The following is an 8,628-nucleotide window of genomic DNA, read 5'->3' on the forward strand; positions in this document are numbered from 1 at the left end:
GAACGTGCCGAACTTTCCGCGATGATCGCCCGCTTGTATCACTGCGGTCCGGACGGCGCCGGCGTATTTGTGGACGGTAAAATTGGCCTTGCACACGCCCGATTAAGCATTATCGATATTGCCGGGGCAAGCAACCAATTCGAAACGAAGACGCCTCCATCCATGTGGTATTCAATGGAGAGATATTCAATTACGTTGAATTGCGCAGCCGGTTGATCGATCAGGGACACAAGTTCTACACCCAGACGGATACGGAAGTCATTGTTCACCTTAGGAAGAGTATGGGGAACGATTTGTCGAACACCTGAATGGGCAGTTCGCCATTGCGATTTGGACAGATTTAAACAATGTTTGATTCTAGTTCGCGACCGGAACGGGAATTCGTCCGTTGTTCTATACAGAGGTGGCGGAAGACTGATTTTCGCCTCAGGAGGTAAAGGCGCTCTTCGCCTTGCCTGATGTACAACGGCGCATTGATGCGCACTGGCTGAGACATGTACGTTTTGGAGTCCGCTTGCACCCAGAAGCGCGTTTGAGGAGTAACCGTCATCGCTCACCCGGACATTTAATGGTTATCGCAAATGGCATCGAAGACTGTATTGCTATTGGGACTGGAAATTTCCCGAAGCGGAACCGGGGCAACATCGCGGCCGGGAGCGTAGCGAGGCGGGCTACGCGGCGAGCTACGCGAACTCCTGATCGATGCTGTTCGACTGCAGCTCAGGGCTGACGTTCCAGTTGGCGCCTATTTAAGCGGTGGGCTCGATTCTTCGATTATTACTTCAATCGTTCGCAAATTTTCCGATACGCCGGTGCGTACGTTTTCGCTCACGTTTGAGGACGCGGAATTTGACGAGAGTCAACACCAAGAGGAAATGGTCAAATTTCTCGGTACCGAGCACACATCGATAATGCACCTCGTGCGGATATAGCAAATGCATTTCCGCGCACAATATGGCACACCGAATCGACGATCGTTCGCACCGCGCCAGCGCCGCTCATGCTACTTTCCGGACATGTTCGCGAAGCTGGTTACAAAGTAGTTTTGACTGGCGAAGGTGCCGATGAGGTTTTCGGCGGCTACGATTTGTTCAAAGAGGCTAAAATTCGCCGATTCTGGGCAAGATCGCCTGATTCAACTTGGCGACCGCGCATTCTTGAGCGGCTGTATCCCTATTCCCGCCACTCCCCCGGCAACCGGTCGAGCGTTTACGCAGGCTTTCTTTCGTGAGGGAATGGAGCATATAGACCAGCCGTACTTTGCCCATATACCGCGTTGGACTACGACCCGGCGCATCTGCCAGTTTTTCTCTGACGAAATGCGGCACTCATTGGCGACTGGAATCCTTACGAAGCAATCATGGGCACGCTGCCTAGCGACATGAATCAATGGCAGCCGATGGCACGCGACCAGTATATCGAGGCCCATACCCTCATGACAGGATATCTTCTTTGTTCGCAAGGCGACCGAGTAGGCATGGCAAACTCAATCGAAGGCCGTTTCCCCTTCCTTGATCATCGCCTGATTGAGTTTGCAAACCGACTGCCGCCGCAATTGAAGTTGCATGGACTTACCGAAAAATACCTTTTGAAGAAGTCGGTGGCAGGTTTGCTGCCTGAGTCGGTGCGAACCCGTACCAAACAACCTTACCGGGCGCCGGATAGCCATAGCTTCTTCAATGACGGAAAGCCGGTGGATTACGTCGATGACTTGCTCAGCGCATCGAAAATCAAGGCTGCCGGGTACTTCGATGCCGGCGCGACAGGAAAATTATTCGAGAAGTGTCGTGCGGGCCGCGCCATCGGGTTTGCAGACAATATGGCGTTTGTCGCTATTTTATCGACCATGTTATTGCATGAGCAATTCGTTGGCGGTCATGGTATCGGCACGCTTGAGCAAAAGCCTGCTTCCACCCGGCTCGCCGGCTGAAGGTGGTTTTCGGAGAAAAGCATGCTTCTTCACCATTTCTTCAATCAAACGGCGCACCGGAATCCCGACAAACTTGCACTTGTCTGCGACCAAGTCAGGTACACGTTTACGGACGTACAAAAACGAGTCGATCAGCTCGCGGCAGTTCTGCTCGCACGTGGCGTCAGGCGTGGAGATCGCGTCGCCCTATTTCTGGATAACGGCATCGAGTTGGTCGCCGGCATATTTGCCAGCTTGCAGATCGGCGCGGTTTTCATGCCGATCAATGCGCTTACCAAACACGACAAACTTGCGTTCATGTTGAACGATGCTCGTGCCAGCGCATTGATTACGCACACGGCGTTGAGCGCAGTCTGGCAGCCGGCACTGACTGAAAGCGTAACCATCCACACATGCATTGTGGCCGGCGATATTGATGCAAACCCCGCGGATAGCCGATTTTCTGACCGATGCCTGACATACCCGCTGGCCAGTGAGCATGCACAATACCGGCATACTGTGCCGCCGACGATAGACCAGGATCTTGCCAGCCTTATCTACACCTCCGGCTCCACCGGCAATCCAAAAGGGGTCATGCTGACTCACCTGAATATGGTTTCGGCGGCACGATCCGTTAGCGAGTACCTTGAGCTCAAGGGCAGCGACATCATTCTTTGCGCACTACCGCTTGCGTTCGACTACGGTCTGTACCAATTGTTGATGGCATTCAAGGTCGGAGCCACGCTGGTACTGGAGCGCTCATTCACCTTTCCCATCAAGGTGCTCGAACGTATGGCAACCGAACGCGTTACCGTATTTCCCGGGGTGCCTACGATGTTCTCGCTGTTAATGAATTTAAAAGGCGTGGACAAATTCGATTTGTCATCCCTGCGCATAATCACCAATACTGCGGCAGCCTTGTCGGAAGAGCATATTCGGCGCCTGCGCGTGCTGTTTCCCGCGACAATTTTATTTTCAATGTACGGACTTACCGAGTGCAAGCGAGTCACCTTTCTTCCGCCCAATTGATATGCGTCCGACAAGTGTCGGCCGCGGCATGCCAAATGAAGAAGTGTGGCTGGTCAACGATGCCGGGCAACGACTGCCGAACGGTAGTACCGGCGAGCCGTGATTCGCGGCTCGAATGTGATGCGTGGATATTGGGAGAATCGGGTTGAAACCGCCAAGCGGTTGAAGCCGGGACCGATTCCCGGTGAATTGGTTCTCTACTCCGGGGACTTGTTTCGTACCGACGACGAGGGTTGGCTCTACTTTGTCGCACGCCGCGATGACATCATCAAAAGCCGCGGAGAAAAAGTGAGCCCTCGCGAGGTCGAAAATGCAATCTACAGCCTGGATGGCGTGTTGGATGCTGTGGTGGTGGGCATAAGCGACGACTTGCTGGGCGAGGCGGTCAAAGCGTTTATCGTTCAAAAGGAAGGTTACAACCTGAGCGAACGCGATGTGATCAAACACTGTCTGGGCAGGCTGGAGAATTTTATGGCGCCAAAATATGTTGAATTTGTTGCAGAATTGCCCGTAACAAATACAGGTAAAATCAAACGCATTGGTCTCAAGTGAATGCTGGATCGTGGGCTACGTTTCAAAAGCCGCAGCGACCGGGGAAAGATTCCTGCAAGGAACGGAATTGGCCCGCGGTGAATTCCTTTGAAGATATTCGTGTGACAAAGTCTGGTTTTGTAAGGGCGTCAGAACAAAAGAGGCGTTCACACCGCGCGCCAAACGTAGAGTTTTTACAATAAAATTAGCGACCGATCAAATTTTGTTTCCCACCTTTCCGCGGGAACGGATTGAAACAGATATCTTGGCGTGATTGCCCGTCGCAGAATTGAAAAACGATTTGCGGTGCTTTAGGCTCATGCATGTTCGGTGCCGTTATCGGCAATCAGTCGCAGTGAGCTCAATCCAGAACAGCGCGAGGACCTATGCAAGACATCAAGGATTTGGTACGCAAGTTTTTGCTTGACAACTTCGTCATGGGCAGCAACGCGGTCATTGCCAACGAGACCTCCTTCATGGATAGCCACATACTCGATTCCACCGGCTTCATAGAATTGATTCTTTTCATCGAGGAGACGTTCGGGATCAAAGTCGACGACGCCGAGATGCTGGCGGAAAAACTTTGACAGCCCACCAATATCGAAGGTTATGTTGACGCAAGCGCACCGTTCCAGCGTTAACTGATTGCGCAACGGACCCATGGCAATGCAATGACTTCCCCAAGACTGCACGCCAACGTATTAGCCCTTGACTGCGCGGTCGAGGTGGATCGCATTGCGCGCCGCATGTCGGAAATCGTGGGTAGCGAATTGCGCCGACGCGGTGTCGTCATCGCCATTTCCGGTGGGGCCGACAGTTCAGTTTGTGCAGCTCTTGCAGTTCGCGCATTCGGCGCCTCAAAAGTCTATGGGTTGATGCTGCCCGAGACCGACTCGTCGTCGAACAGCCTGAGGCGCGGAAAAATGGTAGCAGACCAGTTCGACATTCCCTATGGCGTGGAAGATATCGCGCCGACGCTGGAGGCGCTTGGATGTTACTGCTGGCGGGATGACGATGCGTGCCGTTTTTCCCAATTTCGACCGGGCTGGAAAAGCAAGATCATATTGCCGGTGGGCGCAATGGTACTTTCAATTATTTCGTTGGTCGTCCAGTCGCCCGAAGGCGACTTTCGCGAACTGCGCCTGCCGCCGCGGGAATATTTGCAGATTGTTGCAGCTACCAATTTCAGCCAGCGGGTGCGAAAGACCGTCGAATACTTTCACGCCGATCGCCTCAACTATGCCGTCATCGACACCCCAACCGGCTGGAATATGATCAGGATTCTTTGTCAAAAACGGGGATGGAGCGGCTGATCTTAAGCCCATCGCACATTTATTCAAGACCCAGGTTTATGCACTGGCAAGATATCTGGGCGTTCCGGAGGAAGTCTGTAACGCGATGCCGACAACCGACACATACAGCTTGCACCAGGGGCAGGATGAGTTTTATTTTTCCTTGGCCTACGACAAGATGGACGTTGCATTATGGGCGTTCAATCATGACGTGCCTGAAGCAGAATTGGCCACCTATCTGGACATTCCCATTGACCAGGCTACTTTCATATATAAGGACATCGTCGCCAAGCGCCATGCGACACGCTATCTTCATGCAAAGGCTATGCTGGTGGAGCCTATAGGCGAGATTTCTGCTTGATCAAAGGCGCGCACACAGAAATCGAGACAGCGATGGTTCCGGAAGCTGGCAATACGAGTGACGCGAGCGGCATGGCAAGCGCGCGGAGTATGACGCCTGATGCGTTGGCGCTGTTTAATTGCCATTTGAATGAGCTCAAGTCTGCTGTCGAGTTTCTTCCGGACAAACCTGAAGAAACGCCGATAACTACCCTTGCAGCCCTTTGGCAACTTGCTGCCGGCAATTCAGTTTCGGTGCAGCGCGCCGCTGTTGGGGCACTGCCCTCGTTGGATGATACGCAAATTACAAACCTGGCCAAGTTCGTGCGAGCGCGTATTGAGGGTACGCCCTTGGCTTACCTTACCCAGCGCCAACAATTCATGGGTTTGGAACTGATCGTCACGGCAGAGGCGTTAATCCCCCGCAATGAAACCGCTTTGCTCGGCAATGCTGCGCTGATACAGGTACGGGAGATTGTCCAAAACCAAGGACGAGCCAGAGTACTCGATATTTGTACCGGATCGGGCAATGTCGCGCTAGCCCTAGCCTCGCATGAACCTGCCGCGCATGTTTGGGCTGCCGATCTTTCCGAAGACGCGATCGCATTGGCGCGCCGCAATCTTGCGTTGCTGGATCTCGGTACCCGCGTCGAATTTCGCTCAGGCGACCTTCTGACGCCATTTGATACACCAGAATTTCACACACCATCGATTTATTTGTCTGTAACCCCCTTACATATCCAGCGGCAAGGTCGATGGCATGGCCGGGAAATCATTGGCCATGAACCACGTCTTGCCTTTGACGGCGGGCCGCCCGGTATTCGAATACTACTGCGACTGGCTGCCGAGGCGCCCCGATTTTGCGTCCCGGCGGCGTCCTGCCTTTGAAGTCGGGGTTGGACAGGGTCCGGGTATTCGTAAGCGCCTGGAGCACAGTGGCGCATATGTAGATATCGATGAGGTCATCGACAAGCAAGGGCAGGTTCGAGCGCTGATGGCTAGGATACCAACAGATGCGGTGTCGTCCTCACCAACGCCAGAGTATCAACACGAATATGCTGTTGAGTCGGCGGATGCGCTTGAAAGCGGCACCGAAATTCGTGCGCTTTGGCACATGGGACTAGAGGCCGGTTATTCTTTGGAACAAAAATTCGATTGGTACTACCAGCGCAATCCGGCAGGACTGCCAAGCGCTTATTTCTTACGACATGGTAAAGCCGAAAAAGCGGTAGGCGTCGCATCCGCAGGAAGTCGCGACATGCGACTTAATGGCATAATGCTTTCTACCGGCGTGGCCGTGGATTTTGTCGTTGACCCCGGGCATCGAACTCTGTTCCTGCGCTATACCTGCAAAGAGAGGTTTTGAGACGGACTCTTCAGAACCATGAGATTGCATGGGGCTGCCAAATCGTAAGGCAACAGCGGTTTTGGCCGCGCAGGATAAGTCTGTATCGGAAATATGGTGCGCTATGTTCGTGTATTGCGTTCAGCGGACTTTCTTGGGCGCTACATTCCGCGATGGCTAACGCGTGGTCTTGGGCCTCTGATCGATTGGGTACGTTTTGGCTCCCTGATATTGGACGGCAGGGGTAAACGGAACTTCACCACTCATTGGCAGGATCGGCCTGACGCACGCTTTAACGATCTTTGGGAGCGAAGCGCAATACCCAACCAACTACTGGGTGTTCGTAACGAGCAGTTCCTGAACTGGCGATTCGATGATTGCCCTTTCAATGCCTATACCATTCTGACTTTGGTGTCGGCGAGGATGGACGGCTGATTGCCTACGCGGCGTGCGCGCAGTAAATCAGTCGCTGCGCGTAGACGACTTTCTGGTGGACGCAAATCATTCAGACGCTTCCAGCCTCTCTGGCGCGAACTGGCACGGGAGGCGTTTCGCATGGGCAGCAAGACATTGATCACACAATTTCTGGGCAAACCGGGTAGCAAAGGATATAAAGGACGCTGGACTGATCGCGCGGGGGAATATCCCCTTATGCGGCCGCCACAGATCATTTTCCGCTACTTCTAGACGCGCAGAATTGGTACGTTACTCGCGCGGATGAAGATGGATAAGACTTGACCGTTCTGCGCGGGTGTTCCCGGGATCGGGTTTCCCCCGACCGCCCAAGCTTACACCGAGAGTATTTTGCTTCTGGCGCGCTCAAATTTGTCATAATTATGCATAGTGGCAAATTTGCAGGTCTCGCTCCGACCAGTGCGTGCGTGAGTGAGTAAAAACCGCCTATTCAGGCACGGGACACAGTGTTTAATGGTTCAATCGAAACGCCCGAATGTTCGCGATGGCCCTGACTCGCTGACGTTGCTTGACCTCGCTGTTCCTGATTCGGGAAAGCATGACACGGCGCTTTTGTCCGTATCGACCAAACAATTCCGCGCGCTCTTTGGGAGCGTGTGGGTCATGCATCCAGCGATCATGCGAGTGGGCGGATGACTCGCTTTATTTGGCAGCTTGGTTGTTGGTAAAAGATCGCATGCTCGGGCAGAGGGAGGTATGGCTCTTCGAACAGGACCCGAAACCAAATCATCAGACAAACATATGGGCGTCAGCTCATGAATTCTCTCAGGAAGAATTGTGCAATAACTGGATAACACAAATTGATAGTGTCCGTCAGTCTGCACCGGCTTGCGAGTGGGATGAGCTTGTTGGTCAGGCCGACCATATCTGGGTGAGAAAAGGTCTTCCGGAAATGTCGGCAACACTTAAGGCGCCGCTCACACTGGGTGTTGGCATTGGCGATGGCGGTGGGCCCTGTTTGTTTGCTCTATTTTCCGAAGCGACCTTCGACCGATCGATCGTTCAGCTTATTCTCGACAGCATCCTGCAAGCGGTGACTTCAATCGCAGCCGAGCCAGCGTCGCGCTTGGGGAAATAGACATTCTCGGTGACAGGCAACAGGCGATTTTATCTGTATGGAATCCGCCGCTACCTTCATACGATCAGAACCAAACCGCTGACAAGCTCTTTGACAAGCAAGCAGCCGCAAGTGGTGAACAAGTAGCGCTGGCCTGGTCGGACGGGCAGATGACTTATCGGGAACTGGGCTCCCCGGTCCGACCAAGTAGCGAAGCTTTGCTGGAAAATGGCGTATCCAAGGGCTGCGTTGTCGGCGTCGCGCTAGAGCGGTCGGCGGATACCATTGCGGTGCTTCTGGGCATATTGAAAATCGGCGCTGCCTACCCGCCGTTAGACCTCAGAATCCACAAGAGCGACTTTCATTCTTGCTTAGTGATACGGCAACGACACTTGTAGTAACCAACGCGCTAGGCCGCGAAAAGTTTTCCGCAATGGGTAGATGTTTTGGATATCGCGAGTTTGTCTGCGGGCCTGCGAAAGGAAAGCGATATTGCCAGCAGAGATTTGCCCGGCACATCAAGCGATGGCGAGTCGGTCGCCTATATCATACACCTCGGGCTCCACAGGTGAGCCCAAAGGGATCGAGATTTGCCACCGCTCGATCATAAGGCTGGTGAAGAACGTCAGCTATGTACGACTTGGCACGGAAG

At 53.5% G+C, this 8,628-nt stretch carries 5 protein-coding genes and 3 pseudogenes; all 8 read left to right on the plus strand.

The window, feature by feature from the left end; all coding sequences use genetic code 11:
* Positions 1 to 21 precede the first annotated feature (21 nt).
* Positions 22 to 1,930, plus strand: a pseudogene (gene asnB / locus IPP88_22640) (asparagine synthase (glutamine-hydrolyzing)).
* 21 nt (positions 1,931 to 1,951) lie between these two features.
* Positions 1,952 to 3,490: pseudogene (locus IPP88_22645) on the plus strand (AMP-binding protein).
* A gap of 365 nt (positions 3,491 to 3,855) precedes the next feature.
* Positions 3,856 to 4,056, plus strand: a complete 201-nt coding sequence (locus IPP88_22650; protein MBL0125350.1) for an acyl carrier protein — start codon at positions 3,856 to 3,858, stop codon at positions 4,054 to 4,056.
* An 84-nt stretch (positions 4,057 to 4,140) separates the two neighbouring features.
* Positions 4,141 to 5,122: pseudogene (gene nadE, locus IPP88_22655) on the plus strand (NAD(+) synthase).
* Positions 5,119 to 5,988: a HemK family protein methyltransferase gene (locus IPP88_22660; GenBank protein MBL0125351.1), complete on the plus strand. Its 870-nt coding sequence runs from the start codon at positions 5,119 to 5,121 to the stop codon at positions 5,986 to 5,988. Before nadE ends, IPP88_22660 begins: the two are co-directional and overlap by 4 nt.
* 106 nt (positions 5,989 to 6,094) lie before the next feature.
* Positions 6,095 to 6,466 (plus strand): hypothetical protein, encoded by a 372-nt coding sequence (locus IPP88_22665; protein MBL0125352.1) that lies wholly within the window; start codon positions 6,095 to 6,097, stop codon positions 6,464 to 6,466.
* A 1,407-nt stretch (positions 6,467 to 7,873) separates the two neighbouring features.
* Positions 7,874 to 8,374: an AMP-binding protein gene (locus IPP88_22670; GenBank protein ID MBL0125353.1), complete on the plus strand. Its 501-nt coding sequence runs from the start codon at positions 7,874 to 7,876 to the stop codon at positions 8,372 to 8,374.
* 94 nt (positions 8,375 to 8,468) lie between these two features.
* Positions 8,469 to 8,628: AMP-binding protein (locus IPP88_22675; GenBank protein MBL0125354.1), on the plus strand; the 160-nt coding region annotated here is incomplete at its 3' end.

It is taken from the genome of Betaproteobacteria bacterium, from assembly GCA_016720925.1.
Classification (GTDB): Bacteria; Pseudomonadota; Gammaproteobacteria; order Burkholderiales; family Usitatibacteraceae; genus UKL13-2.